Genomic DNA, 26,560 nt, shown 5'->3' with positions numbered 1-26,560 from the left:
CGGCGGCGGGTTCCGGCAGGGTTGCGTGTCGCGCTCCGGTCGGCCTCACCGAGGGCCGGGTCAGCTGCGGCGGTGCACCGCCTGGTCGGCCAGGCCGGCGAGCGCTGCCCGCGCAGGCTCCGCCAGGGGTACCCGACCCAGGGCGGCCCAGGCGGCGTCGGCGCGGACCCGGATCAGCCGCTCGATCTCCTCCTTCGCCCCGGTCGCCTCGATGATCGCGCGCAGCTCGGCCGCCCCGGCCGCGTCCAGGCCGCGATCGCCGTGCAGGTCACGCAGCCGGGCGGTCTGCGCCCGGTCCGCGCCGGCCCGGGCCAGGGCCATCATCACCGTCGGCTTGCCCTCGCGCAGGTCGTCCAGGGTGGACTTGCCGGTCACCGCCGGGTCGCCGAACACACCCAGCACGTCGTCGCGGAGCTGGAACGCGTCGCCGAGCGGGTCACCGAACTCGGCGAGCGCGGCGACCAGCTCCGGGTCCGCACCGGCCAGCGCCGCGCCGATCTGCAACGGCCGGGTGACGGTGTAGCGGGCCGCCTTCATCCGGATCACGGTGAGCGCGCTGGCCACCGAGCCGTCGCCCACCCCGGAGACCAGGTCCAGGTACTCCCCCGCGATCACCTCGGTCCGCATCCGGGCGAAGACGGCGTACCCCCGGCAGACCCGCGCGGTGTTCAGCCCGCACTCGTGGAACATCTGGTCCGACCAGGCGGCGCAGAGGTCCCCGCAGAGCAGCGCGGTGTTGCGCCCGTACGCCTCCGGGTCGCCCCGCCACGCGGACCGGGCGTGCAGGTCGGCGAAGAGCCGGTGCACCGAGGGCTCGCCCCGCCTGCTGTCGCTGCCGTCCAGGATGTCGTCGTGGATCAGCGCGAAGGCGTGGAACAGCTCCAGCGCCGCCGCGGCGACCACTATCGGCCGCCCGTCCTCGCCGCCCGCGCCGCGCCAGCCCCAGTAGCAGAAGAGCGGGCGCAGCCGCTTGCCGCCGGTCAGCACGAACCGTTGCAGCGCGGCGAAGACGCCGCGCGGTGCGCCATCCGGCCAGTCCGGGCCCTGCCGGTCGAGGAAGGCCACCAGTTCGGCGTCGAACCGCGCCCGCAGCCCGCTCGCGTCGGTCGGCGCCGCGGTCACCGTCACGGTGCCTCCCCCCGATGCCCGGCCGCGCGCCCCCCGGCCGGCGGCGGACCGGCTGCCGCCCTCGCGGCCGGAGCCGGGGGACGAGCGGCCGACCCCAGGCCGGCCAGCTCCAGCAGCAGCGCCTTCACACCGGTGGCCGGGATCCGGTCCCGGGCGGCGGCCGGGTCGGAGCAGAGCAGCACCGGGGCGTCCGCCGGGTCGACGGGGAGCCGCCCGTGCGAGCCGCGCACCGCCCGGGCGCCGGCGTCCAGGCCGACCACGCTCATCAGGTAGCGCATGCCGAGCTTCTTGCGGGCCAGCGCGACCGCCGCCCGGCGCTTCGCGGCGCCCGGTGCGGCCGGGTCGAAGAAGAGTTCGGCGGGGTCGTACCCAGGCTTGCGGTGGATCTCGACCAGCCGGGCGAAGTCCGGGGCGCGGGCGTCGTCGAGCCAGTAGTAGTAGGTGAACCAGGCGTCCGGCTCGGCCACCAGCACCAGCTCGCCGGCGCGCGGATGGTCCAGCCCGGCCGCCGCCCGGCCGTCGGCGTCCAGCACCTCGGCCACCCCGGGCAGGGCGCCGCAGAGCTTCGCCACCGCCGGCACGTCCGCCGGGTCGCGGACGTACACGTGCGCCACCTGGTGGTCGGCGACCGCGAAGGCCCGGGACGTCCACGGGTCCAGGTATTCCATCCCGGCCTGGGTGTACACCCGCAGCAGCCCCTCGGCGCGCAGCAGCCGGTTGACGTCCACCGGGCGGGAGACGTCGGTGATGCCGTACTCCGACAGCGCCACCACGGTGGCGTCCCTGGCCCGGGCGGCGTCCAGCAGCGGGGCGAGCACCGCGTCCAGCTCGGCCGCCGCGGCGGCGGCCCGGGGCGAGGAGGGGCCGAAGCGTTGCAGGTCGTAGTCGAGGTGCGGCACGTAGACCAGGGTGAGGTCCGGCGCCTGCTCGGCGAGGATCCGCTCGGCGGCCCGGCAGATCCACCGCGACGAGGGCAGCCCGGCCCCCGGCCCCCAGTAGGTGAAGAGCGGGAAGGTGCCCAGCGCGTCGGTGAGCGTGTCGTGCAGCTCCGGCGGATCGGTCCAGCAGTCCGGTTCCTTACGCCCGTCGGCGTGGTAGACCGGGCGCGGGGTGACCGTCCAGTCGACGTCCGCGCCCATCGCGTACCACCAGCAGACGTTGGCCACCGTGTAGCCGGGCTCGGCCCGGCGGGCCGCCTGCCAGAGCTTCTCCCCGCCGACCAGCGCGTGGTGCTGCCGCCACAACAGCACCTCGCCGAGGTCGCGGAAGTACCACCCGTTGCCGACGATCCCGTGCCCGGACGGCGGCTCACCGGTCAGGAAGGTCGCCTGCACCGAGCAGGTCACCGCGGGCAGCACGGTGCCCAGCTCGGCGGAGAACCCGGCGTCGGCGACCGCGCGCAGCCGGGGCATGTGCGCCAGCAGCCGCGGGGTCAGCCCGACCACGTCCAGCACCACCAGTCGCCGGCTCATCGTCGTACCCCCGTCCCGGCCGGGGCTGCGGCGGCGAGGCCGAGGGCGACCAGCTCGTCGCGGGCGAAGGCCAGCTCGGCGGCGATCCCGCCGGCCAGCTCCGCGTCGGTGCGCGGCCGCCGCGCCATGGGCAGCACCCCCCAGGTGTACGTCTCGACGTCCAGGTGGTCGCAACCAGCCGTCGGGCCGGAGAAGAGCGCGGCCAGCGCGGCGCGCAGCACCGGCAGGGTCGAGGTCAGCGGCTCCTCGGGCGGGGCGTGCAGCGGCACGTGGTAGTGCACCCGCCACGGCCCCGGCGGCCGGGCGGCCAGCGCCGCGTCCAGGTCGTCGGCGGCGTACGCCGGATCGGCCGGATCCACCGCCCCCGCGCAGCCCGCGGCCCGGGTCTGGTGCAGGAAGCGCGGCTCCACCCAGCGCTCCAGCGCGGCGGCGGAGCCGACCGGGTCGGCGGCCGCCAGCGCAGCGGAGACCTGGACCTTGACCACCGGCAGGCCGGCCACGCGGAGCCGATCGAGGGCCTCGGCGGGCTCCTCCCAGGCGCAGGCGAGGTGCGCCAGGTCCAGGCAGACGCCGAGCCGCTCGGTGTCCACCCCGGCCAGCGCCGCGACCGCCTGCCCGGTGCGCTCGACCACGCAGCCCGGTTCCGGCTCGAAGCCGACCCGGACCGGCCGGCCGGTGTCCCGCTCGACGGCGGCGAGGCCGGCCGCGAGCCGGTCCAGCCGGCGCCGGGCGGCGTCCGCCCGGTCAGCGTCCCAGGGGTGCCGCCAGGCCAGCGGCAGGGTGGAGACCGAGCCCCGGGCCGCGTCGTCGGGGAGCAGGTCGGCCAGCACCCGGGCCAGGTCGAGGGTGTAGTCCAGCCGGGCGTCGGTGGTCCAGTCCGGCCGGTAGACCGCGCCCTTGACCACCGGCGCCTGGAAGGCCCCGTACGGGAAGCCGTTGAGGGTGACCACCTCCAGCCCGCGCACGGTCAGCTCGGCGCGCAACCGGCGTCGGGCGGCCGGGTCGGCGGCGAGCTCGGCGGCGGCCGGCGCGGCCAGCCAGAGGCCGAGGCCGAGCCGGTCGGCGGCGAGGGCCTCGCGGACCGGCACGGCGTGGGTGTCCAGCTGGGCGAGGATGCCGGCGGCGTCCTCGGCCGGATGCACGTTGGTGCAGTAGCCGAGGTGGACGGTGCTGCCGTCGGCGTGCCGCAGCCGCATCAGCTGCCGCCGCGCAGGATCGAGTTGCCGGCGAAGGTGCCGGCCGGCGGGTCGACGTCGGCGAGATCGAGGTCGGTCAGGTCGAGTCGGCCGGACTGGCCGTAGAACTCCACCGGGTTGCGCCAGAGCACCCGGTCGACGTCGTCGTCGGTGAAGCCGGCCAGCAACATCGCCTCCCCGGTGGCCCGGGTGAGCAGCGGGTCGGAGCGCCCCCAGTCGGCGGCCGAGTTGACCAGCACCCGCTCGGTCCCGTACGCCCGCAGCAGCTCCACCATCCGCGGCGGGGACATCTTGGTGTCCGGGTAGATGGAGAAGCCCAGCCAGCAGCCGGTGTCCCGGACCAGCTTCACGGTCACCTCGTTGAGGTGGTCGAGCACCACCCGCCCCGGGTCGACGCCGGACTCGGCGACCATCGCGAGGCTCCGCTCGACGCCGCGGGCCTTGTCCCGGTGCGGCGTGTGCACCAGCGCCGGCAGATCGTGCGCGACGGCCAGGGCGAGCTGGGCGGCGAAGACCTCATCCTCCTCGGGGGTCATCGAGTCGTACCCGATCTCGCCGACCGCGACCACGGCGTCCTTCTCCAGGTAGCGGGGCAGCAGGTCGAGCACCGGCCGGCAGCGCGGGTCGTTGGCCTCCTTCGGGTTCAGCGCGACGGTGGCGTGGTGCCGGACGCCGAACTGCCCGGCCCGGAACGGCTCCCAACCGATCAGCGAGTCGAAGTAGTCGGCGAACGAGGCGGCGCTGGTACGCGGTTGACCGAGCCAGAACGCGGGTTCCACCACCGCGCGGACCCCGGCGGCGGCCATCCGCTCGTAGTCGTCGGTGGTCCGTGACGTCATGTGGATGTGCGGGTCGAAGATGCGCATTCACGCCTCCCTGACGGTGAGCCGGTCGAGCAGGTCGGTGGCGTCGGCGGGCAGCCGCCGGCCGGCGGCGTGCCGTTCCGCGGCGAGCGCGGCGAGCATCCCGGCCAGCTCGGCGTCGGCGCGGGCGTCCAGGTCGGCCACGGCGGCGAGCGGGACGCCGGTGAAGACGCACTTGAGCACCGCCTGCCGCCAGGCCGCCGGGTCGAGGTGCCGGGCGTACGGGCCGAGCGCCGCGGTGACCAGCCGGGTGTCGTGGGTGCGGATCGCGTCGTGCAGCAGCGGCAACCCCGCCGTACCGACCGGCAGCAGCGGCAGCGCCCTGAGCACGGCCCGCTTCTCGGCGGCGTCGCCGTGCCGGTAGAGCGCCTCGGCGTGCCCGGCGACCTGGTCGGCCGGGAGCACGGCGAGCAGCAGCGCCCGGGCCGCCTCGTCGGCCGTCCAGCCGGGCGCGTCGGGCAGCTCGGCCCGGCCGCAGCGCCGGCCGGCGGCCGGGAAGAACCGCGCGATCGTCGCGGGTTCGGTCGCGACGCGGCGCAGCGCCGTCGCCAGCCAGTCGGGATCGGGTACGCCCTCCAGCGCGGCCCGCAGTCGATCGGGTGTCATGCCGTCTCCCTCCTCGTGCTGCTGCTCCCTGGCGCTGCTCCCGCGCCGCGGCGCGATGCCTCACCGCGTCCTTTGCTCTGCTGCCCTCCCCGCAACGGTCGGCGTCCGGATATCGGACGTCGGGTGTTGCGTCCGCTGCGGCAGAGCAAAGGACGCGTCGGGGTGGTCCGTGGTCGGCGCGGCGGCGCGCAGGAAGTCGAGCGACCGGGCGGCGACTATCGGCGCGGCGTGCGAGTGCCGGGGCAGCTCCACCGCGACCAGCCCCCGGTAGCCGACGTCGGCGAGGGCGCGCAGCACCGGCGGGAAGTCAATCTCGCCCGCGCCGAACTCCAGGTGCTCGTGCACGCCCCGGCGCATGTCGTCGATCTGCACGTTGACCAGGTGCGCGGCCACCTCGCGTACGCACTGCGGCACCGGTTGCGACTCGAGGCAGCGGCAGTGTCCGATGTCGAGGGTGATGCCGAAGGTCTCCGGATCGCCGAGCGCGTGCCGCAGCCGCCACCAGCCGGCGATGTCCTCGACCAGCATCCCCGGCTCCGGCTCGAAGCCGAGCGGCACGCCGGCCCGGTCGGCGGCGTCGACCACCGGCGCGCAGCCGGCGACCAGCCGGTCCCAGGCGATCCGCGGCGCGACGGTGTCGGGGCGTACGCCGGCCCAGAAGCTGACGGCCTCGGCGCCCAGGTCGGCGCCGATCCGGACCGCCCGGCGGAGGAACTCGACGCGCCGGGCCGGCTCGTCGTGCAGCAGGGTCGGGGCGTGCTTGTGCCAGGGGTCGAGCAGGTACCGGGCGCCGGTCTCGATCACCACGGCCAGGCCGAGGGCGTCCAGCCGGCGCGCCACGTGGGCCACCCGGCGGGTCAGCCCGGGTGCGAACGGATCGAGGTGGTCGTGGTCCAGGGTGAGCGCGACACCGCGGTAGCCCAGGTCGGCGATGACCGCCAGGGCGTCGTGGAGGCGGTGGTTGGCGAAGCCGTTGGTCCCGTAGCCGAACCGCGGCCCGCCGCTCCCCCCGCCCGGCGCGCCAGCCGGCGGCGGGGTGGTCGGGGCCGGTCGGTCCGGTTCCGGTCGGCGGGGCTGCGGGGCGGTCATGTCGGCGAGACTTTCCGGGCCAGCCGGCGGCCCAGCGGCGCGGCTGCGGCCACCGCCAGTCCGAGCAGCCCGGCCCCGGCCCGGGCGGTGAGCGCCCCCTGCAACGCGGGGAGCCCGGTGATCCCGGCGCCGACCGCCGCCCGGACCCGGCCGGCCGTGGGTTCGGCGACCACCCGGGCCTGCGCGCCGCCGTACCGGGCGACGTACCAGCCGGCCAGCGCGACCGGCAGCGCCGCGGTCACGTCCCGTTGGCGGGAGGCTGTGGCGGCGACCGCCACCAGGACGGTGCCGGCGAGGGTGCGCAGCGGCAGGGCGGCGTCGGCGCCGGTGACCTCGCGGCGCGAGAGCGCGGTGACCGTCCAGGTGTGCGCGGCCACGGTCAGCGCGGCCGGCACCGCCCGGGCCACCCGGCCGCCGGTCGCGCCGAGCAGCACGTCCAGCCCCCGGCAGGCGGCCATCACGGCCGGACCGGCGGCGGTGTTCTTCGCCGTCAGGTCGTACCCCCAGATGGCGGCGGCGAGCGGGAGCGCGACGGCGGTGGCGCGACGGCCGCCCGCGGCGGCGGCCAGGCCCAGGCCGGCGGCGGTGAGCCCGGCGGCGAGGCCGACCGCGGTGGCCGGGGCGACCCGGCCGCTGGGGATCGGCCGCTCCGGCCGTTCGACGGCGTCCAGCCGGCGGTCGGCCCAGTCGTTCGCGGCCATCCCGGCCCAGTAGAGCAGCACCGACGCGCCGGCCAGGGCGGCGGTACGCGGGCCGAGCGCCCGGGCCGCGGTGGCGCCGGCGACCACGTCCCCCGGTACGGAGAGCGCGGCCGGCGCCCGGACCAGCTCGGCCAGGTCGGCGACGGTGGTCACGCGGCGCCTCCCGCATGCAGCCGCCCGGCGAACCCGACCAGCCGCTGCCACTGCTCGGCGAGCGAGTGGGTGGGCGAGCCGAGCGGGTCCTTGAAGAAGAACGCCAGCTCGGTCAGGGGGCCGACCTCGCCGGCGGCGTGCGCGGCGGCGGTCAGCCGGGCCAGGTCGAGCACCAGCGGCGCGGCCAGCGCGGAGTCGCAGCCGTGCCAGGTGAACTCCATCCGCATGCCGGTGCCGAGGAAGCCGGCGAAGGTGATCAGGTCCCAGGCGGTCTTGAAGTCGCCCAGCTCCTCGACGTACTCGATCCGGGTGCCGCCCTGCGGCAGGTAGCCGAGGGTCTCCCCGAGCACCCGCTGCTTGCTGCCCACCTTGGCCGCGTTGGCGGCCGGGTCGGCGAGGGTGGCGCCGTCGCCGCCGCCGAGCAGGTTGACCCCGGACCAGGAGCGCACGGCCAGGTGCCGCATCGCGAACATCGGGGCGAGCACCGACTTGACCAGGGTCTCCCCGGTCTTGCCGTCGTGCCCGGCGTACGGCAGGCCGCGCGCGACGGCCAGCGCCTCCAGCGCCGGCAGCCGCAGCCCGGTGGACGGGGTGAAGTCGACGTACGGGCAGCCCGCCTCGACCGCCGCGTACGCATAGAGCGAGCTGGGCGGCAGCACCTCGCCGGGGCAGGCCAGCGCGGCGCGCAGGGCGGCCGGGTCGGCGTGTCCGGGGTGCGGGCGGGCGGCCGGTTCGGTGGCGGAGACGTTGACCACCACCACGCGGTCCAGCCGGTGCCGCGCGCGGAAGGCGGTGAGATCGGCGACGACCGCGGCGGCCCGCTCCGCCTGGCTGCCACCGGCCGGCGCGGGGCGCAGATCCTCCTCGACCGTGGCCAGGTCGGGGGCGAGCGCGGCGGCCAGCCGGCCGGGGAGCACGCCGGCGGCGGCCAGCGCCTCGGCCCGCTTGGTGAGCGGGGTGGTGGCCACGTCGTGGCCGCCGAAGATCAGGTCGGCGAAGCCCGGCAGCGCGGGACCGCGCAGCGCGGGCAGCTCGGTGACGCAGCCGGTCGGCCCGGCCAGGCCGGCCCGCAGGGCGAGCCCTCCGACGATGCCGGTGGTCGCGACCGAACCGCGCGCCCCCACCAGCCAGACACCCGTACGCATGGTGCTCCTTCCGTCGGGTACCGCCGACGCCGGACCGCTGTCCGTCCGACCAGTATGGACGGACGGGGCTGACAGGCAAGGTCGGTCGGCGTCCGGTACGGCCGGGGAATCCCGGTCCGGCCGCACCGGACGACCGTCGTACGCGTGCGCCACCGGGCCGTGATGGCCCGGCCGCACGCCCTCCCGGCACCGGCCCCCGTCCCGGCCGCGGGGCGCAACCGCGGCCGGTCCCTCGCCGGTCGGCGCCGTGAGGTGGTCTGGTCAGACGGCGAGCGCGGCCAGGGCCGGCTCCACCTCGGTCCACTGGGAGCCGAGCTCCGCCGAGCGGGTCACCGCGTCCAGCACCAGCTGGACCTGCAACGCGTCGGCGAAGGACGGCGTCGGGTCGGCGCCGGTGGCGACCGCCTCGACGAAGTCGCGCATCTGGTGGGTGAAGGAGTGCTCGTAGCCGATGATGTGCCCCGGCGGCCACCACGCCGACATGTACGGGTGCTCCCCCTCGGTCACCAGGATCCGGGTGAAGCCCTGCTCGGCGGTGGGCCGGGTGGCGTCGTAGAACTCCAGTTCGTTGAGGCGTTCCAGGTCGAAGGCCACGGTGCCGAGCGAACCGTTGATCTCCACCCGGAGGGCGTTCTTGCGGCCGGTGGCGAACCGGCTCGCCTCGTACGTGGCCAGCGACCCCTCGTCCAGCCGGGCGACGAAGACCGCCGCGTCGTCCACGGTGACCGGGCCGGTGGGCGGCCCACCGCCGTCGACCGAGCCGTTGGCGGTCGCCGCCAGCCCGCTGGACCCGGCCGGCAGCGGCCGCTCCTTGACGAAGGTCTCGGTGACCGCGCTGACCCCGGTGATCCGCTGCCCGGTGACGTACTGGGTCAGGTCGATGATGTGCGCCCCGATGTCGCCGAGGGCACCGGATCCCGCCCTGTCCCTCTGCAACCGCCAGACCAGCGGGAACTGCGGGTCCACGATCCAGTCCTGCAGGTACGCCGCCCGGACGTGCCGGATCACGCCGAGCCGTCCGTCGGCGACCAGCTGCCGCATCATCGTGACCGCGGGCACCCGGCGGTAGTTGAACCCGCACATGGACCGGACCCCGGCCGCCCGGGCGGTGGCCGCGGCGGCGGTCATCGCCCGCGCCTCGGCCACCGTGTTGGCCAGCGGCTTCTCGCAGAGCACGTGTTTGCCGGCGGCCAGCGCGGCGAGCGCGATCTCGGCGTGGCTGTCCCCCGGGGTGCAGATGTCGACCACGTCGATCTCGTCGGAGGCGACCAGGGCGCGCCAGTCGGTGGTGTACGCGTCCCAGCCGAGCCGGTCGGCCGCGCCGGCCACCTTCCCGGCGTCCCGACCGCAGATCATCGCCATCCGGGCCCGGGCCGGCAGGTCGTACACCCGGTTCACGGTCCGCCAGGCCTGCGAGTGCGCGGCGCCCATGAACGCGTAGCCGACCATGCCGACCCGCAGTTCGGTGTGGTGAGTGGACAAGGTGGGTCTCCCCCCGTGTGTCAGAACCCGAGCTTGAGGTAGTTGCCCGCGTTCTCCTTGGTGATCGTCTCGGAGGCGAGCACGATCTCCTTGGGCACCTGGAGTTCCACCAGGTCGGACATGCCCTTCCCCTGGCCGATCAGGCGGGCCAGCGAGATGGCCGAGGAGGCCATCGACGGGCTGTAGGTGACGGTCGCCTTGAGCACCGTGTTGTCTGCCTGGATGTCCTCCATGGCCTTCTTCGAGCCGGCGCCGCCGACCATGAGGAACTCCTTGCGGTTGGCCTGGTTCACCGCGGCGAGGACGCCGATGCCCTGGTCGTCGTCGTGGTTCCAGAGCGCATCCATCTTGGGCAGCGCCTGGAACAGGCCGGTCGCGGCCTGCTGCCCGGAGTCGGCGGTGAATTCCGCCGGCCGCCGGTTGGCCACCCTCAGCCCGTTCGCGGCGAGGGTGTCGGCAAAGCCCTTGGAGCGCTCCTGGGTGAGCTCCAGCGAGTCGATGCCGGGGATCTCCCCGATCACCGGGCTGCTGACGCCCTTGGCCTTGAGCTGCGCGACGATGTAGGTGGCCGCGGCCACCCCCATGCCGTAGTTGTCGCCCTTGATCTGCAGCCGGTAGGCCCGCGCGTCCGGGAAGGCCCGGTCCAGGTTGATCACCGGGATGCCGGCCTTCATCGCCTCCAGGCCGAAGGCGTTCAGCTCCTTGCCGTCGTGCGGCAGCAGCACGATCACGTCGGGCTTCTGCGAGACCAGGGTGGACAGCGCCGCCCGCTGGGCCGCCGCGTCCGCGCCGGCCTCCACCGACTTGAACTCCACGTCGGAGTACGCCTGGGCCTGCGCCTTGGCGTTGTTGGTGATGGCGGCGATCCAGCCGTGGTCGGCGGCCGGGGCGGAGAACCCGATGACGACCTTGTTGCCCGGCTCGTTGTTGCCGCCGGCCGCGGCCGCCTTGGTCTGCGCGGCGGTGGGCTCGGTCTCGTTGCTGGTGCAACCGGCGAGGAGCACGCCGGCGCCGACGGCGGCCCCGCCGAACAGCAGCCGGCGGCGGGACAGGTCGCGACTGTGCTGGGTCATGACGACCTCCTGTATTCGCGGTGGTGGGGGCGGGAAAGGGTGTGCTGGGCCCGGCCACCGTGCGGGTGGCCCGGAGACTGCGGTGGTTCGTGGGGTCGGGGCGGCGCCGGCCGGCGCCGCGACGGTCAGGCGGTGGTGGCCCGGTTGCGGCCGAGGAACTGGGTGAGGCTGCGGAACTGCACCTGCTGGACCAGGACGGCGCCGACGATGATGCCGCCCTTGACCATGTTCTGGGCCTCGGTGGAGAGGCCGTTGATGGCGAAGAGGTTGGTGATGGTGGAGAAGATCAGCACCCCGAGCAGGGAGCCGACGATGGTGCCCCGGCCGCCGCTGAGCAGCGTCCCGCCGATGATGGCCGCGGCGATCGCGTCCAGCTCGTACAGGTTGGCCATGGCCGCCTGGGCGGAGTTGGCCTGCGCGGTCAGCATGACCGCGGCGATGCCGCAGCAGAGACCGGAGAGCCCGTAGAGCAGCAGGGTGTGCCGGCGGACGTTGATGCCGGCGAGCCGGGCCGCCTCCGGGTTGCCGCCGACGGCGACCGTACGCCGGCCGAACGTGGTCCGGTTGAGCAGCACCCAGCCGGCGGCCACCACGGCGGCCAGGATGTAGACCAGCAGCGGGATGCCGAGCAGCTCGGTGCTGGCGATGCCGTTGATGAAGGTGTTGTCCGAGACCTGGGTCTGCTTGTCGGAGATCTCGGCGGCCAGGCCGCGGGCGGCGACCATCATGGCCAGCGTGGCGATGAACGGCACCAGCCGCCCGTACGAGATGAGCAGCCCGTTGACCACGCCGACCGCCAGCCCGACGGTGAGCGCGCTGAAGATCATGCCGCCGGCGCCGTAGCTCTGGGTGGCGACCGTGGTGCACCAGACCCCGGCCAGCGCGACGATCGCGCCGACCGACAGGTCGATGCCGCCACCGATGATCACGAAGGTCATCCCGACGGTGACCACTCCGACCACCGAGGCCAGCTTGAGGATGGTCAGCGTGTTGTTCCACACCCAGTCCGGGTTGGAGTAGAGGTCCCAGCGGGTGGCTGCGCCGATCACGATCAGCACCACGAGCACCGCGATCAGGCCGACGTTGCGCTTGGCGCCCTCGCCACCGTCCCCGTGCCACCAGGAGAGGCGGCCCGGCGCGGCGGTCTTCCCGGTCGCCGCCGCCGTTTCGGCCGGGTCGACCGGCGGGGACTGGGCCGGCAGGCCCGGCCGCTCCGGCGTCGCGGTCCCGGTCGCCTCGCTCATGCCGTCACCTCTTTCCGCTCGCTGCGCTCGTTCATGCCGGCGCGCCTTCCATCAGGGACCCCGCCATGACGAGGTCGAGCACGGTGTTCTCGTCCAGTTCGTCGGCCGGCGCCTCGCGCACCATCCGGCCCTCGCGCATGACCAGCACCCGGTCGGCCAGGCCGAGCACCTCGGGCACCTCGCTGGAGACCAGCAGCACCCCGACGCCCCGGGCGGCCAGTTCCCGGATCACCCGGTAGAGCTCCGCCCGGGCGCCCACGTCGACCCCCCGGGTCGGCTCGTCGAGCAGCAGCAGCCGGGTGTCGCCGAGCAGCCAGCGCCCGACCACGACCTTCTGCTGGTTGCCGCCGGAGAGGGTGCGTACCGGCCGGCGGACGTCGCTGGGCCGCAGCTGGAGGCTGTCGGCGATCCGCTCCGCCGCGGCCCGTTCCCGCCCGGCGTCGGTGAACCCGAGGCGGGCGTACCGGGTGAAGGTGGCCAGCGTGACGTTGCGGTGGATCGGCTCGCCGAGCAGCAGCGCCTGGCTCTTGCGCTCCTCGGGGGCCATGCCCATGCCGGCCCGTACCGCCGCGCCGACGCTGCCCGGCCGCAGCGCCCGGCCGGCCATCCGGACCGTGCCGGCGTCCGGGCGGCGGGCGCCGTAGATGGTCTCCAGCAGCTCCGAGCGGCCGGAGCCGACCAGCCCGGCGATGCCGACGATCTCCCCGGCGCGGACGCCCAGCGAGACGTCGGCGAACTCGCCGGCCCGGCTCAGCCCCTCGACCCGCAGCAGCTCCTCGCCGTCCGCGGTGTCGTCCGGGCGGTCCGGGAAGACGTACTCGATAGTCCGGCCGGTCATCTTCGCGACCAGGTCGCGGGTCGGGGTGTCGCGGGCCGGCAGGTTCGCCGCGGTGGTCCGGCCGTCCTTGAGTACGGTGACCCGGTCACCGATCTCGCGGATCTCCTCCATCCGGTGCGAGATGTAGATGACCGCGATGCCCTGCGCGGTGAGTTCCCGGATGATCCGGAACAGGTTGCCCACCTCGTCGTGGGCGAGCACCGCGCTCGGCTCGTCCATGATGATCAGTCGGGCCTCGTGGGAGAGCGCCCGGGCCATGCTGACCACCTGCTTGCCGGCCGCCGGCAGGGCCCGGACCATCCGGCTCGGGGGGATCTCGCCGTGGCCCAGCCGGCCGAGGATCTCCCGGGTCCGGCGGGCCATGTGGCCGCGCCGGACGAAGCCGAGCCGGCGCGGCTCGTGGCCGAGGAAGGCGTTCTCCGCGACCGAGAGGTCCTCGACCAGGTCGAGTTCCTGGTAGATGGTGGCGATGCCGGCCCGCATCGCGGCCTGCGGGTTGGCGAAGGAGGCCGGCTCGCCGCGCCACTCCACCCGGCCGGAGTCCGGTCGGTGCACCCCGGCGAGCACCTTGATCAGGGTGGACTTGCCGGCCCCGTTCTGGCCGAGCAGGCAGTGCACCTCGCCGGCCCGCACCTCCAGCTGCACCCCGTCCAGCGCCCGTACGCCGGGGAAGGTCTTGACCACGTCGGTGAGGCGCAGGACCACCTCGCCCGGTACGGCGTCGGCGGGCGGCTCGACCAGCGGCGCGGCCGGCGCGGCGCCCGGGTCGGCGGGCGTCGGGACGGTCACTGCGTCGCCTCCGTTCGCGACTGCGGGGCTCGCAGACCCGGCTCACTCCTCGCGCTCACGACGCCTCCCCGAAGGCGATGTCGCTGGCCAGCACCGCAGCCCCGGCCACGCCGGCGCGCGGGCCGAGTTCGGAGAGGACGACCGGCAGGTTGCCGGTGGCCAGCGGCAGCGACCGGCGGTAGACCACGCTGCGGATCTCGGCGAGCAGGATGTGGCCGAGGTGGGCCAGCCCACCACCGATCACGATCATCGACGGGTTGGTGAAGCTCACCAGCCCGGCCAGCACCTGGCCGACCCGCCGGCCGCCGTCGCGGATCAGCTGGATGCAGGTGACGTCCCCCTCGACCGCCCCCTCCGCGACGTCCCGCGCGGTGAGCACGCCGCGCGCGGCGAGCCGTTCGGCGAGCGCCGGCGCGGTGCCGGCGCGGACGGCCGCGATGGCCTCCCGGGCCAGTGCGGCGCCGCTGAACACGGCCTCCAGGCAGCCGGCGTTGCCGCAGGAGCACATCGGACCGTGCGCGTCGACCTGGATGTGCCCGATGTCGCCGGCGCAGCCGTCGGTGCCCCGGTAGACCTCGCCGCTGAGGTAGATCCCGCACCCTATTCCGGTGCCGATCTTGATGAAGAGGAAGTCGTCCACCGAGTGGGCGACCCCGCCGTGGCGTTCGCCGATCGCCATGATGTTGACGTCGTTGTCGACCACCGCCGGGCAGCCGTGCTCCCGGGTGAGCAGCTCACGCACCGGGAACCGGTCCCAGCCAGGCATGATCGGCGGCGAGACCGGCACCCCGTCGCGGAAGCTCACCGGCCCGGGCACCCCGATGCCGACCCCGTCCAGCTTCTCGTACGCCCCGTCGACGCGCGCCTTGTGCAGCAGCTCGTTGACCCGGTGCAGGATGACCTTCGGCCCGGAGCGGATGTCGGCCGCCTCGGCGTACGCGGAGACCGGCTCCAACCGGCCGTTGACCACCTCGACGTCGATCGAGCTGGCGCCCAGGTCGACGGCGGCGAACCGGAGGCCGGGGTTCAACTCGACCAGGGTGGAGCGTCGCCCGCCCCTTGAGGCGGCCAGCCCGGCCTCGGCCACCAGACCGAGGCCGACCAGCCGCTCCAGCTCGGCGAGGAGCCGGGGACGGGGCATCTGCAACCGGTCGCCCAGCTCGGCCCGGGACGCGGGGCCCTCGTCGCGCAGCAGCCGTAGCAGCCGCAGATGCAGGGGATCTGCCGTCCGCACGGGACTCACCTCCGCCTCGGGTTCACACCGACATGACAGCGATGTGTTGTGTCCGACACAGTAGGAGACTTCCGCGCCATCTGTCCATAGCTTCGGTCGATCCGACACCAACTTTTGTCTGATCGAGCAAAAGATCGGACGCCGCCACATCGCCGCCCGGAGTCGATCAACGCCGGGCTGGCCGCCGAAAAGGTCCGCCCCACCGCGGGAGAGCGGCGGGGCGGATGGCGGAACGGGCGGGCGGTGGAACGGGGTGGCGGTCAGCGCCTGCCGGCGGCGTTGCGCTTCTTCTTGAGCTTGCGGTCATCGCGCAGCTCCACGTACGGCTCCTCCTCCGGCGGGTGCCCGGCGGAGATGGCCCGGCTGCGCTCCAGCTCCGCGTCGAACTCGGCGCCGAGCAGGATCGCGATGTTGCTCAGCCAGAGCCAGATCAGGAAGATGATCACGCCGGCCAGGGCGCCGTAGGTCTTGTTGTAGGAGCCGAAGTTGCTGACGTACAGGGCGAAGAGGCCGGAGATCACCAGCCAGATCACCACGGCCAGCGTCCCGCCCGGGCTGACCCAGCGGAAGCCGCCGTGCTTGGCGTTCGGCGAGGCCCAGTAGAGGATCGCGAACATCAGGCTGACCAGGAGCAGCAGCACCGGCCACTTGGCGATGTTCCACACCGCCAGCGCCGTGGAGCCCAGTCCGATCGCGTTGCCGACCTGCTCGGCGAAACCACCGGTGAAGACCACGATCACCGCGGCGGCGAGCAGCAGCACGCCGATCACCGCGGTCACCCCGAGCCGGATCGGCAGGGTCTTCCAGATCGGCCGCCCCTCCGGCACGTCGTAGATGGTGTTCGAGGCGCGCATGAACGCGGCGATGTAACCGGAGGCCGACCAGAAGGCGGCCAGCAGACCGATGATCGCGGCGATGCTGGCCAGCCCGCCGGACTGGCCGGCCTGGGTGATCGCGCTCTCGATGATGGTGCGGATGTTGTCCTGCGGCACCGCCTGGCCGACGGTGTCCTTGACCCCCTCCTTGGCCTCGGGACCGAGCAGACCGAGGATCGAGATCAGCACCAGCAGGCCGGGGAAGATGGAGAGCACGCCGTAGTAGGTCAGCGCGGCCGCCCAGTCGGTCAGGCTGTCGTCCTGGAACTCCCTGACGGTGCGCTTCAACGCCGCCTTCCAGCCGGAGGCCGGGAGCTGGGTGGGGCTGTCCGGCCCGCCGTCCGGGCCGACCGGCCGGCGGCGGGCGTCCGCGTTCCGCCGGTCGCCGGAACGGTCCCGGTCGTGCTGGGCCGCGGTCGCTGCGCCCACGTCGTCGCGGTCGCGCCCGGCGGACGTCTCGTCGGAGGCCATCGCCCCTCCTCGTGGTCGGCGTGTGTCGCCCTCGACATGCCCGCCGGAGCCGACACCTAACCCCTCATTTGTAGAGCAGGCCCACCATCCGCCGGGAGGCCACGACCAGCCCGAGGACGGTCAGCGCCAGCAGGTAGAGCACGTCGAGCAGCCACCACCAGCCGGAACCGCCCACGCAGATGTCCCGGACCAGGTGCACCGAGCGGTAGAGCGGGGTCGCCTCCACCACCCAGCGCAGCAGCGCCGGATAGGACTCGGCGGGCACGAAGGTGCCGGAGAAGAGGAAGAGGGTGAACTGCGCCGAGCCCATCAGGTCGAAGTCCTGCCAGCTGCGCATCAGGGTGGCCAGCGCCATGCCCGCCGCGCCGAAGGCGAAGCCGACCAGCACCGCCGCCGGGAACGCGACGACGGCCCGCCCGGCGGTGGTCAGGTCCATCGCGACCATCACCGCCAGGAAGGCCGCCGAGTACGCCGAACCGCGCACCATCGCCCAGCCCAGCTCCCCCAGCGCGATCTCGAACGGCCGTACCGGGGTGGCGATGACCCCGTCGTAGAGCTTGAGGTACTTCATCTTGCCGAAGAAGTTGAAGGTGGTCTCGGCGATCGCCCCGGTCATCGCGGAGGAGGCCAGCATCGCCGGGGCGACGAACGCGGCGTATTCCACCACCCGGCCGTCGGGCAGGGTGAACCCGTCGATCAGCCGGCCGACCCCGATGCCGATCGAGAAGAGGTAGAGCACCGGCTCGACGAACCCGGAGACGAGCAGCAGCCAGTAGACCGGCTTGAGCGCCGCCACGTTGCGCTCGACCACCGAGGCGGACCGGCGGGACGTGCCGGACACGTCGAGCAGCCGGGGCAGGACCAGAGTGACCACGCGAGCCTCCTAGACCACGAGCCGGCGGCGGAAGACGCGGACGGCGAGCAACCAGCCGGCCGCCGCCCAGGCGGCGAGGTAGGCCAGGTGGCCGAGGGCCGACCACTGCGGCGCCGTGCCGAGCGTGGCCGCCCGGCACAGGTCGACGGCGTGCCAGAGCGGCGTCGCGTACGCCAGCCACCGCAGCGCCCCGGGCAGCGACTCCACCGGGAAGAAGACGCCGGCGAAGAGACTCATCGGGATCACCGCGAAGCGGAACAGCATGGCCAGCCAGCTGTCGCTCGTCACCGCCGCGGCGTAGGCGAAGGTCGGCGCGGCGACCGCCAGGCAGAGCAGCGCCACCACCGGCAGGGTGGCCACCGCCCAGCCTGTGCGCAGCGCCCCGAACAGGCCCGTCACCAGCAGGAACGCGGCACTGGTGGCGAGCACCCGGAACAGCACGAAGGCCAGGTGGCCGGCGACGATGTCACCGACCCGCAGCGGCGCGGCGCCCTGCGCGAAGTAGGTCTTGATCCACTGGAAGTTGCTGAACACCGGCCAGGTCGCCTCGCCGACCGCCACCTGCAACGCGGTGGAGGCGATCAGCCCGGGCACGATCCAGTCGAGGTAGCGCACCCCGTCGACGCCCTGGTCGACGTAGGCCCCGACGCCCAGCCCGAAGCCGACCACGGTCAGCGTCGGCAGCAGGAAGGACGAGAAGATCCCGGCCCGCCAGGTGCGCCGGTAGCCGGTCAGATAATGGGCCAGCACCGCCAGCGCCGGCACCCTGGGCAACGCCGGCCGGGACCGCTGCGTCACGCTCACCCCTGGCCTCCCCTCACCCGCCGTCCACCACGGCCTTCCTACCCCGGGGGTACGACAGGCCGCCGGCCACCCTACGACCGGACCGGGCGGGTGTCGCGGCACTTTCCGCTGGACCGCCCGAGAACCCGTAAGCCGCCGGGGCGGGAACAGCCCCCCGTACCGGCGGTCCACGGCGGGGTTGCGGGCGCCGACGCAACCCGACCGACGGCAGCGGTCCGGCCCGTGTCAGTCGATCAGGGTGCGCCCGGTCAGGTGCAGGAAGACATCCTCCAGGCTGCTGCGCCGGACCAGGACGGCTGCCGGCGTCAACCCACGCGCCTCGACCTGGGCGACCGCCGCATCCCCGTCGGCCACGTAGAGCAGGATCCGGTCGGGCAGCACCTCCACCCGCTCCCCCAGCCCGTCGAGCTTGCCGGCGAACGTCTCCTGCGACTCGGCCGCGAAGCGCAGCTCCACCACCTCCCGGGTGGAGTGCCGCTCGATCAGCACGCGGGGCGAGCCCTCGGCGACGATCCGGCCGCCGTCCATCACCACCAGACGGTCGCAGAGCTGCTCGGCCTCGTCCATGTAGTGGGTGGTCAGCACCAGCGTGACGCCCTGCTGCTTGAGCCGGAACAGCCGTTCCCAGACCAGGTGACGGGCCTGCGGGTCGAGCCCGGTGGTGGGCTCGTCGAGCAGCACCAGCTCGGGCTCGTTGACCAGCGCCCGGGCGATGGTGAGCCGGCGTTTCATGCCACCGGAGAGGGGCTCCACCTTGCTGTCGGCCCGCTCGGTGAGCTGGACGAAGTCGAGCAGCTCCGCGGCGCGCTCCCGGGCCACCCGGCGGGGAATGCCGAAGTAGCGGGCGTAGGTGAGCAGGTTCTCCCGGACGGTCAGCTCGGGGTCGAGGTTGTCCAGCTGGGGGCAGACGCCGAGCCGGGCCCGGATCGCCGTGCCGTCGCGCACCGGGTCCATGTCGAGGATGCGCAGCTCGCCCTCGCTGGGCGGGGAGATGCAGCCGATCATCCGCATGGTGGAGGACTTGCCGGCGCCGTTGGGGCCGAGGAAGCCGAACGCCTCGCCCGGTCGCACCTCGACGTCGATGCCGTCCACGGCGGTGAAGTCGCCGAACCGCTTTACCAGCCCGCGCGCCCGGATGAGGGGTTGAACAGTGGTCACCGGCCGACCCTAGCCACCCGGTCCGACACATTCGAGCGGATTCGCCCGCCGGCACCACCGGCACCCCCCCGATCACGCGGAGTCACATAGACTACCGACCGTCACCGGCGGGCCCGGCACGTGAACCCCCGTCCGTCGCCCGGCCGGCCGCCCGACGGGCGACGACGACGGGCGATGCCCACCCATAGTGGACAGATCGTTTTCGGTCACTCCGGTCGGTCGGTAATTGTCAACCTCTACCGTCGACACATGTGTCAATTCCGCTCGCCGCTTCGATTCCTCTGTGTGATTGGCGGGCCGCTGCCATCACCGCGCGCAATGACAAAGAGCAATGTTCCCTGGGCAGCCCGGTTCGCGTATCGTGCCCCCTCGTGTCGTCCGTGCGTTCCTCCGAAGGTCCCGCGCCGCAGCCGCCCGCCGGCTCCAGCGACCCAGGACCCGCGCTGGACAACGCCGCCGTCCCGCTGCCGCCGGAGCGGGCGGGCACGACCGGCTCCACCGGCGTCGGGCCGGATCCGCGCGATCTCGCCGCCCAGTTCGAGGACGAGAAACCGGGGCGGACGCTCTCGGGTCCGGTCGGCATCCTGCTCACCGGCGTCACCCTGGCGATCGCGCTGCTCGCACTCCTGCAGGTCTTCCGCCCGCTCCCGCAGGGCAGCAAGTACTACCTGATCATTTTCCTGGCCGGCGTACTGCCGACGGTCTTCCTGGCGTACCCGTCGGATCTTCGGCTGCCCGGCCGGGCGCGACCGGTGGCGGACCCGGACCGGGCACGGACCCGGCCGACCCTGGCGGACTGGGTACTGGCCGCCGCGGCCCTGGTCAGCTGCCTGTACCCGGTGCTGCCGGTGCCCCTGGGCGCCGGCGGTGGCGGGTACGACGCGTTCCTCGACCGGCAGGGCCTGCTCGTCGGAGTGGACGTGGCGATGGGCACCGTGCTGCTGCTCCTGCTGCTGGAGGCCTGCCGGCGCACCACCGGCTGGATCCTGCCCGTGGTCTGCCTGCTCTTCCTCGGCTACGGCTACTACGGCGGGCTGCTGCCGCAGTCCTGGCCGGTGGCCCACGCCGGGCTCGACTTCGGCCAGCTGGTCGACGCGTTCTACAACTCCGACAGCGGCTTCTACGGCACCCCGCTCGACGTGGCGGCCTCGTACATCGTGCTCTTCACCATCTACGGCGCGGTGCTGGACCTCTCCGGCGCCGGACGGTTCTTCGTGGAGCTCTCCGCCGCCGCGTTCCGGCGCTCCCGGACGGCCGCCGGGCGCACCGCCGTCGCCTCCGGCTTCCTGCTCGGCACGGTCTCCGGGTCCGGTGCCGCCACCACGGTCAGCATCGGCGCGGTCACCTGGCCGATCCTGCGCCGGGCGGGCTACCCGGCCGAGCGGGCGGGCGGCATGCTGGCCGCCGCCGGCGTCGGGGCGATCCTCTCCCCGCCCACCCTCGGCGCGGCCGCCTTCATCATCGCCGAGTACCTGGGCGTGTCGTACCTCCAGGTGCTCGGCTGGGCGACCATCCCGACGGTGCTCTACTACCTCGGCATCCTGCTCTCCGTGGAGATCGACGCCCGGCGCTCGGGGGTGCGCCCGGTGGTGATCGAGGCCGGCTCCGCCGGGCGGCTGCTGCTCCGGTTCGGCTACCACTTCCTCTCCCTCGCCGTGATCATCGCGTTGCTGGCGGTCGGCGTCTCCGCGACCAGGGCGGTGGTCGTCGCCACCGTGCTGGCCGCCGCGCTGTCCTTTCTGGACCGGCGGCACCGGCTCACCCCGGCCCGGCTGGTCACCGCGCTCAGCGCCGGGGTGCGCGGCGTGCTCGCGGTGAGCGCGGTCTGCGCCGCGGCCGGCATCATCACCGCGACCACCACCAAGACCGGTCTCGGCCCGCAGGCCGCGGCGCTGCTGGTCGGCGGCGCCCGGACGGTCAGCTCGGACCCGGCCGTGGTGCTGGCGCTCACCGCCCTGCTCGCCGCCGTCGCGCTCAGCCTGCTCGGGCTGGCCGTGCCGGTCACCGCCTCCTTCGTCATCGGCTGGGTGATCATCGGCCCGGCCCTGCTCGACCTGGGCGTCGCCGCGCCCGCCGCGGCGATGTTCGTCTTCTACTTCGCGGTCCTGTCCGAGGTGTCCCCGCCGACCGCGCTCGCCGCGGTGGCCGCCGCCGCGGTCACCGGCGGCCGGCTGGTGCCGACCATGTGGCAGACCCTGCGGTACGCCCTGCCGGCCTACCTGATCCCGATGGCCTTCGTGATCACGCCGGCCGGGCTCGGGCTGCTCGGCATCGGCGGGCCGGGACGGATCGCCGTCGCCGCGTCGGTCTCCGCGCTCAGCGTGGCCGTGCTGGCGGTGGCGGCGGGCGGCTGGCTGCCCGGCGTCGGCCCGGCCGGCGTGCCCGAGCGGGTCCTCGGCGTGCTCGCCGGGTCGGCCCTGCTCTGGATCGAACCCGTACCCGTCACGGTCGGCGCGGTCCTGGCCGCCGCCGTGGTGGCGGGTGTGCTCGTACGACGCGGCACCGCCGGCCGGACCGGCACGCCGTCGGCACGACCATCGGGAAATCTCGGGGAGGAGAAAGAGTGAGACGGATCAACGTGCGGATCGCCGTGGGGGTGGCCGCGCTGGCGCTCGTCGCGGCGGGCACCGCCGGATGCGGGGGCCGTCAGGACGGCGCCGCCAAGGACGACGCCGCCAGCGAGATCACCTGCAAGGTCACCGACAGCACCCGGGTCGGCATCGCCACCGGCAACGCCACCGGGGTCTACTACGTGGTCGGCAACGCGCTCGCCGGGCAGCTCTCCGGGGCCACCGACGGCAAGCTGACCGGCACCGCCGCCGAGACCGGCGCCTCGGTGCAGAACGTCGAGCAGTTGGTCGGCGGCCAGTACGACGTCGCCTTCTCGCTCTTCGACACCGCGGTCAACGCGGTGCAGGGCAAGGGCACCTTCACCGCCCCGCAGCCGGTCGAGGCGCTGGCCCGAATCTACGACAACTACACCCAGGTCGTCGTCCGCGCCGACTCCGGGATCACCTCGGTCGCCGGCATGAAGGGGAAGAAGATCTCCACCGGCTCCCCGAAGTCCGGCACCGAGGTCATCGCCAACCGGCTGCTCACCGCCGCCGGCCTCGACCCGGCCAAGGACGTCCAGGCGCAGCGGCTCGACCTCGCCAAGACCGTCGAGGGGATCAAGGACGGCAGCGTCGACGGGTTCTTCTGGTCCGGCGGGGTGCCGACCGGCGGGCTGACGGACCTCTTCACCACCGCCGGGGACAAGGTGAAGTTCCTCGACATCAGCCCGCTGCTGCCGAAGATGGCCGAGCTCAACCCGGCGTACCAGGCCGGGACGATCCGCGCCGACGTCTACAAGACGGCGGCCGACACCCCCACCATCGTGGTGCCGAACGTGCTGCTGGTCCGCAAGGACCTCGACGCCGACGTGGCCTGCGCGATCACCAGGGTCGTCTTCGAGAAGAAGGACGCCCTGGCCCAGGCCAACCCGGCGGCGAAGGGCATCAGCCTGGACAACGCCCGCAAGACCGACCCGGTGCCGCTGCACCGCGGCGCGGACAAGGCACTGCGGGACCTCGGCGCGAGCTGATCCACGGCGCCGGGTCCGGGCCGCGGTGCCCGGACCCGGCGCCCCGACACAGGGAGACCCGCGTGCCGCTCCCCAGCCCCCGCGTCCGCCGGCACAACCGGTCCACCGACCACACCGACCGGCTCTGGTCGGTCCGCACCCAGCTGCTGGCGCCGATCCTGGTGGCCACGGTCGGCCTGGTGGTGCTCGGCGCCACCCAGACCGACACCGCCCTGGACGCCGCCGCCGACGCCGACCGGGCCCGAGTGCTGGCCGGCACCGCGACCGCCACCGTCCGGCTGGTGCACGAGCTGGAGCGGGAACTCGGCGAGACCGCGGCCCTGCGCCAGCGCGGCGGCTCGTCCGGCCGGCCGCTCGTCGACGCCCAGCGGCGGCGGGTGGACACCGCCGCCGACCGGTACCGCGCCGCCAGCCGGGCCGCCCGCCGGGCCGCCCCCGACCTCGATCGGGTGCTCGACGGCGCCGCCGACGAGCTCGCCCAGCTCGAGCCGACCCGCAAGCTGGCCCAGGACTCGGCGACCGTCGACCCGACGTACGTGGCGCTGGTCGAGTCGTTGCTCGCCGTCGCCGACGCGCTGCCGGCCCAGCTGCGCGACACCGACCTCGCCAACGGGGCCCGGGAGGTGGCGGCGGTGGCCGCCCAGGAACACCTCGCCGCGCTGGAGCGCGACCTGCTCCGCACCGTCTTCGTCCGGGGCGAGCTGGCCGGCGGGGAACTCGTCCGGCTCGGGCAGCTGCGCGGCGCGCAGGACCAGCGCCAGGCCGAGTTCTCCCGGATCGCCGGAGCGCGGGCGGCCGCCGCGTACGCCCGGCTGGTGACCGGCACCGACGTCTCCACCGCCCGCCGGATGCGGGACGACGCCCTCGCCGCCGACACCGAGCCGGCCGGGGCGAAGACCGACGGCGACGCCTGGTACGTCGCGCAGAGCGGCACCATCCGCCGGTTCAACCTCCTCGGCCGGGAACTCTCCGAGCAGCTCGACCGGCAGGCCGGCGCGCTGGCCCGGGACACCCGACGGCGGGCGCTGGTCACCGCCGGGGCGACCACGACGGTGGCGCTGGCCTCGCTGGCCGCCGCGGCGCTGCTCGCCGTACGCACCAGCCGTCGGCTGCGCCGGCTGCGTGTCGCCGCCCTCGCCATGGCCCACCGCGAGCTGCCGGAACGGATCACCGCGATCGCGGCCGGGGACGGTGGCCGCGCCGAGGGGGCGGCGACCCGGCTCACCGCGGGGATCCGGCAGGGCCGGGACGAGGTCGCCCAGGTGGCCGAGGCCTTCGACATGGTGAACCAGGCCGCCCTGCGGCTCGCCGGTGAACAGGCCGAGCTGCGGCTGGACGTCACCCGGATGGTCGAGGCGCTGGCCCGGCGGATCCGGACACTGATCACCCGGCAACTCCGGCTGCTCGACGAGTTCGAGCGCGAGGAGACCGACCCGGACGCGCTGGCCCGGTTGTTCGCGCTGGACCACCTCGCCGCCCGGATGCGCCGCAACGGGGAGAACCTGCTGGTTCTCGCCGGCGGCGAGCCGGGCCGGCCGAACGAGGGCGCCCACCTGCTCTCCGACGTGGTCCACGCGGCCGCCTCGGAGATCGAGGAGTACCCCCGGTTGGAGGTCGACGTGCCGGCCGCCGCGGTGCACGGCGCCGTGGTCGGCAACCTGGTCCACCTCCTCGCCGAGCTGCTGGAGAACGCGACCGTCTACTCCCCGCCGGACGCCCCGGTGCAGGTGGACGGCCGGCGTACCGTCGACGGGCTGACGCTGCGCGTGCGCGACCAGGGCATCGGCATCAGCGAGAGCCGGCTCACCACGATCAACGAGCGGCTGCTCGCCCCGGCCACCCTCTCCAGCGCCGCGGCCGGCAGCATGGGCCTGCACGTGGTGGCCCACCTGGCCGCCCGGCACGGGGTGCGGGTGCAGCTGCACCGCAACGGTGGCGGCACGGTCGCCCAGGTGGAGGTGCCGGAGGCCGCGCTCACCCGGGTCGAGACGGTCACCCGGCGACCGGTGGCGGGCCGCCGCCCGGCGTCCTCCCACGCCGCCTGGTTCCCGCCCCGAGCCGACGCGCCGGCGGCGACGACCGTACCGGTGGTGGCCGCGCCGCGGGCGGCACCCGGCGGCGACCCGGCACCCGGCATCCACCGGGCCCCGGCCGTGACGCTGCCGGTGGTGTCCGCCGGTCCTCCGGCGGCATCGGGCGCCGACACGCCGCCGCCCGGGTCGGGGGCGACCACCGGGGCCGGCCTGCCGCGCCGGACCCGCGGCGGGCAGCTCCCGGCCACGCTGCACCACGCCTCGCCGGCCCGGCCGGACGGCGACCTGCTCGACCCCGAGGTGGTGCGGGCCCGGCTGTCCGCGCTCGCCCAGGGAGTGGCCACCGCGATGCGACGCAACCAGCACACGACACCCATCGGGAGCACCGAATGACCCCATCCGTGAGCGCCGGCCTCGACTGGCTCCTGGCGAACTTCGCCGAGCAGGTCCCGGACGTGTCGCACGTCCTCGCGGTCTCCGGCGACGGGCTGCGACTGGCCGCCTCGCCCGCCCTCTCCCCCGACCAGGTCGACCAGCTTGCCGCCGTGATCTGCGGCCTGGCCAGCCTGACCGTCGGTGCTGCCCGGCTGATGTCCGCCGGCCGGGTACGCCAGCAGATCGTCGACATGGACGGCGGGGTGCTGCTGGTGATGGCGGTCGGCGAGCGGGCGCTGCTCGGGGTGCTGGCCGCGCCCGGCTGCGACCTCGGGCAGATCGGCTTCGAGACGGCGACGCTGGTGCAGCGGGTGGCGGAGGCGCTGGAACCGGCGGTGCGGGCGTGACCGGCCGGCCGCTGCGGGCGCTGGCCGTCCTGCTGGCGGTCGCGCTCGCCACCGGCGGCTGCGGTGACGGCGACCCCGCGCCGCAGGCCTGGCACGACGGCCGGATCTTCCTCGCCACCGGCAACACCACCGGGGTGTACTACCAGCTCGGCGGCGGCTACGCCGATGTGATCAGCCGCCACCTGCCCGGCTACGAGGCGCGCGCCGAGCCGACCGGCGCCTCGGTGGAGAACATCAACCGGCTGGCGGGCGGCGACATGGAGATCGCCTTCAGCCTCGCCGACACCGCGGCGGACGCGGTGGCCGGGCGGGGCGCTTTCCGCCAGCCCCAACCGGTCCGGGCGCTGGCCCGGGTGTACCGCAACTACACCCACGTGATCGTCCGGGCCGACGCGCAGATCACCACGTTCGCCGGGCTGCGCGGGAAGCGGGTCTCCACCGGGTCGCCGAAGTCCGGCACGGACGTCATCGCGGGACGGCTGCTCACCGCCGCCGGCATGGACCCAAACCGGGACGTCCGCCGGGAGACGCTGTCGCTGCCGGAGACCGTCAAGCGGATGCGCGCCGGCACCCTCGATGCGATGTTCTTCTCCGGCGGGCTGCCCACCCCCGGGATCGCCGACCTGCTCGCCAGCGCGCCCGGGAGGTTCGTGCTGCTGCCGATCGCCGACCTGACCGAGCCGCTGACCGCCCGGTACGGCTCGGTCTACACCACCGCCGAGCTGCCGAAGGAGGCGTACGGCAGGGCGGCCGGCACGCCGACCGTCACGGTGGCGAACGTGATCCTGGTCGGCGCCGACATGCCGGACCAGTTGGCGTACGACCTGACCCGGCTGCTCTTCACGTACCAGGGGGACCTGATCGGGGTGCACCCGGAGGCGGGCAACTTCACCCGGCAGAGCGCGGCGGGCACGGAGCCGATCCCGCTGCACCCCGGAGCGGCCCGCTTCTATCGGGGCGGCTGACG

22 protein-coding genes are annotated in these 26,560 nt (G+C 74.5%); 5 read left to right on the top strand and 17 right to left on the bottom strand.

Annotation, left to right across the window (positions count from 1 at the left end; translation table 11 throughout):
• Window positions 1-60: 60 nt before the first annotated feature.
• From ACLQ2U_RS20190 to ACLQ2U_RS20110, 17 genes are all read right to left on the bottom strand, one after another.
• Window positions 61-1,128: a polyprenyl synthetase family protein gene (locus ACLQ2U_RS20190; RefSeq protein ID WP_425752258.1), complete on the bottom strand. Its 1,068-nt coding sequence runs from the start codon at window positions 1,126-1,128 to the stop codon at window positions 61-63.
• Window positions 1,125-2,600: an alkaline phosphatase family protein gene (locus ACLQ2U_RS20185; RefSeq protein WP_425752257.1), complete on the bottom strand. Its 1,476-nt coding sequence runs from the start codon at window positions 2,598-2,600 to the stop codon at window positions 1,125-1,127. Before ACLQ2U_RS20185 ends, ACLQ2U_RS20190 begins: the two co-directional genes overlap by 4 nt.
• Window positions 2,597-3,796, bottom strand: coding sequence for a metabolite traffic protein EboE (gene eboE, locus ACLQ2U_RS20180; protein ID WP_425752255.1), 1,200 nt, complete (start codon window positions 3,794-3,796; stop codon window positions 2,597-2,599). The genes ACLQ2U_RS20185 and eboE overlap by 4 nt, the downstream gene beginning before the upstream one ends.
• On the bottom strand, window positions 3,796-4,662 hold the full coding sequence (locus ACLQ2U_RS20175; protein WP_425752254.1) for a TatD family hydrolase: 867 nt from the start codon (window positions 4,660-4,662) through the stop codon (window positions 3,796-3,798). The genes eboE and ACLQ2U_RS20175 overlap by 1 nt, the downstream gene beginning before the upstream one ends.
• Window positions 4,663-5,265: an EboA domain-containing protein gene (locus ACLQ2U_RS20170; protein WP_425752253.1), complete on the bottom strand. Its 603-nt coding sequence runs from the start codon at window positions 5,263-5,265 to the stop codon at window positions 4,663-4,665. It abuts the gene before it with no gap.
• Between the two features lie 60 nt (window positions 5,266-5,325).
• A complete protein-coding gene (locus ACLQ2U_RS20165) occupies window positions 5,326-6,354 on the bottom strand; it encodes a sugar phosphate isomerase/epimerase family protein (protein ID WP_425752252.1) in 1,029 nt (342 codons plus the stop codon).
• A complete protein-coding gene (locus ACLQ2U_RS20160) occupies window positions 6,351-7,208 on the bottom strand; it encodes an SCO3242 family prenyltransferase (protein WP_425752251.1) in 858 nt (285 codons plus the stop codon). The genes ACLQ2U_RS20165 and ACLQ2U_RS20160 overlap by 4 nt, the downstream gene beginning before the upstream one ends.
• Window positions 7,205-8,353 (bottom strand): inositol-3-phosphate synthase, encoded by a 1,149-nt coding sequence (locus tag ACLQ2U_RS20155; protein WP_425752250.1) that lies wholly within the window; start codon window positions 8,351-8,353, stop codon window positions 7,205-7,207. Before ACLQ2U_RS20155 ends, ACLQ2U_RS20160 begins: the two co-directional genes overlap by 4 nt.
• 261 nt (window positions 8,354-8,614) lie before the next feature.
• Window positions 8,615-9,802 (bottom strand): Gfo/Idh/MocA family protein, encoded by a 1,188-nt coding sequence (locus tag ACLQ2U_RS20150; RefSeq protein ID WP_425752351.1) that lies wholly within the window; start codon window positions 9,800-9,802, stop codon window positions 8,615-8,617.
• A 53-nt stretch (window positions 9,803-9,855) separates the two neighbouring features.
• The gene (locus ACLQ2U_RS20145; RefSeq protein ID WP_425752249.1) at window positions 9,856-10,908 is read right to left on the bottom strand and encodes a substrate-binding domain-containing protein; all 1,053 of its coding nucleotides are present in this window, start codon (window positions 10,906-10,908) and stop codon (window positions 9,856-9,858) included.
• A gap of 125 nt (window positions 10,909-11,033) precedes the next feature.
• Window positions 11,034-12,152: an ABC transporter permease gene (locus tag ACLQ2U_RS20140; RefSeq protein ID WP_425752248.1), complete on the bottom strand. Its 1,119-nt coding sequence runs from the start codon at window positions 12,150-12,152 to the stop codon at window positions 11,034-11,036.
• Between the two features lie 31 nt (window positions 12,153-12,183).
• Window positions 12,184-13,695 carry a sugar ABC transporter ATP-binding protein gene (locus ACLQ2U_RS20135; protein WP_425752350.1) on the bottom strand — a complete coding sequence of 504 codons (1,512 nt, stop codon included), beginning with the start codon at window positions 13,693-13,695 and terminating at the stop codon, window positions 12,184-12,186.
• A gap of 139 nt (window positions 13,696-13,834) precedes the next feature.
• Entirely contained in the window at window positions 13,835-15,013 is a 1,179-nt protein-coding gene (locus tag ACLQ2U_RS20130) for an ROK family transcriptional regulator (RefSeq protein ID WP_425752247.1), read from the bottom strand.
• Window positions 15,014-15,273: 260 nt separating this feature from the next.
• Window positions 15,274-16,359 carry a YihY/virulence factor BrkB family protein gene (locus ACLQ2U_RS20125; protein ID WP_425752246.1) on the bottom strand — a complete coding sequence of 362 codons (1,086 nt, stop codon included), beginning with the start codon at window positions 16,357-16,359 and terminating at the stop codon, window positions 15,274-15,276.
• A 64-nt stretch (window positions 16,360-16,423) separates the two neighbouring features.
• Complete coding sequence (locus ACLQ2U_RS20120; protein ID WP_425752245.1) at window positions 16,424-17,233, bottom strand: ABC transporter permease; 810 nt, start codon at window positions 17,231-17,233, stop codon at window positions 16,424-16,426.
• A gap of 9 nt (window positions 17,234-17,242) precedes the next feature.
• Window positions 17,243-18,031 carry an ABC transporter permease gene (locus ACLQ2U_RS20115; protein ID WP_425752349.1) on the bottom strand — a complete coding sequence of 263 codons (789 nt, stop codon included), beginning with the start codon at window positions 18,029-18,031 and terminating at the stop codon, window positions 17,243-17,245.
• Between the two features lie 231 nt (window positions 18,032-18,262).
• Window positions 18,263-19,195 (bottom strand): ABC transporter ATP-binding protein, encoded by a 933-nt coding sequence (locus ACLQ2U_RS20110; RefSeq protein ID WP_425752244.1) that lies wholly within the window; start codon window positions 19,193-19,195, stop codon window positions 18,263-18,265.
• 371 nt (window positions 19,196-19,566) lie between these two features.
• Between ACLQ2U_RS20110 and ACLQ2U_RS20105 the strand changes: the two genes are divergently transcribed.
• From ACLQ2U_RS20105 to ACLQ2U_RS20085, 5 genes are all read left to right on the top strand, one after another.
• Window positions 19,567-21,762, top strand: a complete 2,196-nt coding sequence (locus tag ACLQ2U_RS20105) for a TRAP transporter permease (RefSeq protein WP_425752243.1) — start codon at window positions 19,567-19,569, stop codon at window positions 21,760-21,762.
• Window positions 21,759-22,778 (top strand): TAXI family TRAP transporter solute-binding subunit, encoded by a 1,020-nt coding sequence (locus ACLQ2U_RS20100; RefSeq protein WP_425752242.1) that lies wholly within the window; start codon window positions 21,759-21,761, stop codon window positions 22,776-22,778. The genes ACLQ2U_RS20105 and ACLQ2U_RS20100 overlap by 4 nt, the downstream gene beginning before the upstream one ends.
• A gap of 62 nt (window positions 22,779-22,840) precedes the next feature.
• Entirely contained in the window at window positions 22,841-25,204 is a 2,364-nt protein-coding gene (locus tag ACLQ2U_RS20095) for a nitrate- and nitrite sensing domain-containing protein (protein ID WP_425752241.1), read from the top strand.
• Window positions 25,201-25,593, top strand: coding sequence for a roadblock/LC7 domain-containing protein (locus ACLQ2U_RS20090; RefSeq protein WP_425752240.1), 393 nt, complete (start codon window positions 25,201-25,203; stop codon window positions 25,591-25,593). The genes ACLQ2U_RS20095 and ACLQ2U_RS20090 overlap by 4 nt, the downstream gene beginning before the upstream one ends.
• Entirely contained in the window at window positions 25,590-26,558 is a 969-nt protein-coding gene (locus ACLQ2U_RS20085) for a TAXI family TRAP transporter solute-binding subunit (protein ID WP_425752239.1), read from the top strand. Before ACLQ2U_RS20090 ends, ACLQ2U_RS20085 begins: the two co-directional genes overlap by 4 nt.
• Window positions 26,559-26,560 lie beyond the last annotated feature (2 nt).

The organism is Micromonospora sp. DT47 (assembly GCF_049844475.1).
Taxonomy (GTDB): Bacteria; Actinomycetota; Actinomycetes; order Mycobacteriales; family Micromonosporaceae; genus Micromonospora.
Note: the sequence above shows the minus strand (reverse complement) of the source record. Positions and strands in the feature narration are given on the sequence as shown.

Bases quoted from the DNA above. Each gene is read 5' to 3' on its own strand.
- ACLQ2U_RS20125 (WP_425752246.1), bottom strand. From the start codon at position 16,359: ATGGCCTCCGACGAGACGTCCGCCGGGCGCGACCGCGACGACGTGGGC.
- ACLQ2U_RS20155 (WP_425752250.1), bottom strand. From the start codon at position 8,353: ATGCGTACGGGTGTCTGGCTGGTGGGGGCGCGCGGTTCGGTCGCGACC.
- ACLQ2U_RS20090 (WP_425752240.1), top strand. From the start codon at position 25,201: ATGACCCCATCCGTGAGCGCCGGCCTCGACTGGCTCCTGGCGAACTTC.
- ACLQ2U_RS20165 (WP_425752252.1), bottom strand. From the start codon at position 6,354: ATGACCGCCCCGCAGCCCCGCCGACCGGAACCGGACCGACCGGCCCCG.
- ACLQ2U_RS20175 (WP_425752254.1), bottom strand. From the start codon at position 4,662: ATGCGCATCTTCGACCCGCACATCCACATGACGTCACGGACCACCGAC.
- ACLQ2U_RS20145 (WP_425752249.1), bottom strand. From the start codon at position 10,908: ATGACCCAGCACAGTCGCGACCTGTCCCGCCGCCGGCTGCTGTTCGGC.
- ACLQ2U_RS20150 (WP_425752351.1), bottom strand. From the start codon at position 9,802: ATGGTCGGCTACGCGTTCATGGGCGCCGCGCACTCGCAGGCCTGGCGG.
- ACLQ2U_RS20185 (WP_425752257.1), bottom strand. From the start codon at position 2,600: ATGAGCCGGCGACTGGTGGTGCTGGACGTGGTCGGGCTGACCCCGCGG.
- ACLQ2U_RS20140 (WP_425752248.1), bottom strand. From the start codon at position 12,152: ATGAGCGAGGCGACCGGGACCGCGACGCCGGAGCGGCCGGGCCTGCCG.
- eboE (WP_425752255.1), bottom strand. From the start codon at position 3,796: ATGCGGCTGCGGCACGCCGACGGCAGCACCGTCCACCTCGGCTACTGC.
- ACLQ2U_RS20170 (WP_425752253.1), bottom strand. From the start codon at position 5,265: ATGACACCCGATCGACTGCGGGCCGCGCTGGAGGGCGTACCCGATCCC.